Below are 1401 nucleotides of genomic sequence, written 5' to 3' on the forward strand. Positions count from 1 at the left end.
ACTTCTGTGGTTGCCGCCCGTTATGCAAGAAGTTTTTGCCCATATGAACGTGTGATCGAGTGCGGTCTTCTGTCAGGCCTTTAATTGCGGCATTTCGAAAGACCGCTGGCCAGTATGGTGATCTGCGGATCGGGCCCAAATCTACTTTCCGAGCTACGAAGCTCATAGTGCTAACTGGTTTTCCTGATCCAGATCGGTTCGATCGTTGCGCCCATTCAAGTCATCGACTTCTCACACCTCTTTCACCAGCATCAGCGTGTTCAGCACGGCATGGATCATGCCGCTACTGACAACGCTTGTTCCCGGTAATCTTCCTGTTTCGTCAGCATGGCCCAGATTCTCCGCGCCATCTTGTTCGCCAGTGCAATGGCAACGAGCATTTTCGGTTTGCGCGCCAACATTCGAGCAAGCCATGAACCTGATGCCGCCGGTTTCCGGTTCGCCACTCTTACATGCGACATTGCACCGATGATCAAAAGCCTGCGTATGTCAGCCTGTCCCGCCTTCGACACGCGGCCAAGCCGCTCCTTCCCGCCAGAAGAGAATTGCCGTGGTACAAGCCCAAGCCAGGCGGCAAAATCACGACCGGACCGGAATGTCGTCATTGCCGGTGCAAATGCTTCAATCGCCAGCGCTATCATTGGGCCGACACCGGGCATGGTCTGGAGGCGTTGTGCAGCGGCACTATCTCTGGAGGCACTGGTCAGTTGTACCATCTTCTCCTCGATGCGGGTCGTCTTTTCGTTGATCTGCGCGAGTAAATCCCGGCATTCTTCCCGCACTATATCCGGCAAGTCTATAGCTTCATCGCGGATAATCGCATCAATACGCTTAATATGGCCGATACCTTGCGGAACGATTTGTCCAAATTCGTAGAGCATGGCTCGCAAGGCATTCACCAGCTCGGTACGCTGATGAACAAGCCGCTCCCGTCCTCGGAACAGAACAGCCCTTGCTTGCTGATCCCGCGTTTTGGGTTCTACAAACCGCATTTCCGGTTGGCGTGCCGCAATCGTGATCGCTTCGGCGTCGGCCATATCGTTCTTCTGGCGTTTGACAAACGGGCGGACATATTGCGGTGCAATTAGCTTCACCTCGTGGCCATAGGCCGTTAATTCCCGTGCCCAGTAGTGCGCACTGCCACAAGCCTCCAGAACAACAACGGCTGCCGGCTGACGCTGCATGAATTGAACGAACTGACCGCGCGACAGCTTCTTTCGAAATCGCAATTCGCCCGTCATCGATGTTCCATGAAGCACGATGATATTCTTTGCCAGATCAACCCCAATCACTGTATCCTTCATTTGCCGCTCTCTCTGTTTCGTGGTCTCAACACCACCTTTTTGGCACATTGCGATGCCGTTTGGGGAGGGCGGCAACCATCCCATCTACTTTGGCAGA

The 1401-nt window shown here is 54.2% G+C and carries 1 protein-coding gene; it reads right to left on the reverse strand.

What is annotated here, in order from left to right:
* Positions 1 to 275: 275 nt before the first annotated feature.
* Complete coding sequence (locus ACI2KA_RS26955; protein WP_404505490.1) at positions 276 to 1304, reverse strand: IS110 family transposase; 1029 nt, start codon at positions 1302 to 1304, stop codon at positions 276 to 278.
* Positions 1305 to 1401 lie beyond the last annotated feature (97 nt).

The organism is Agrobacterium sp. NPDC089420, from assembly GCF_044900305.1.
In the GTDB taxonomy this organism is placed as follows: domain Bacteria; phylum Pseudomonadota; class Alphaproteobacteria; order Rhizobiales; family Rhizobiaceae; genus Agrobacterium.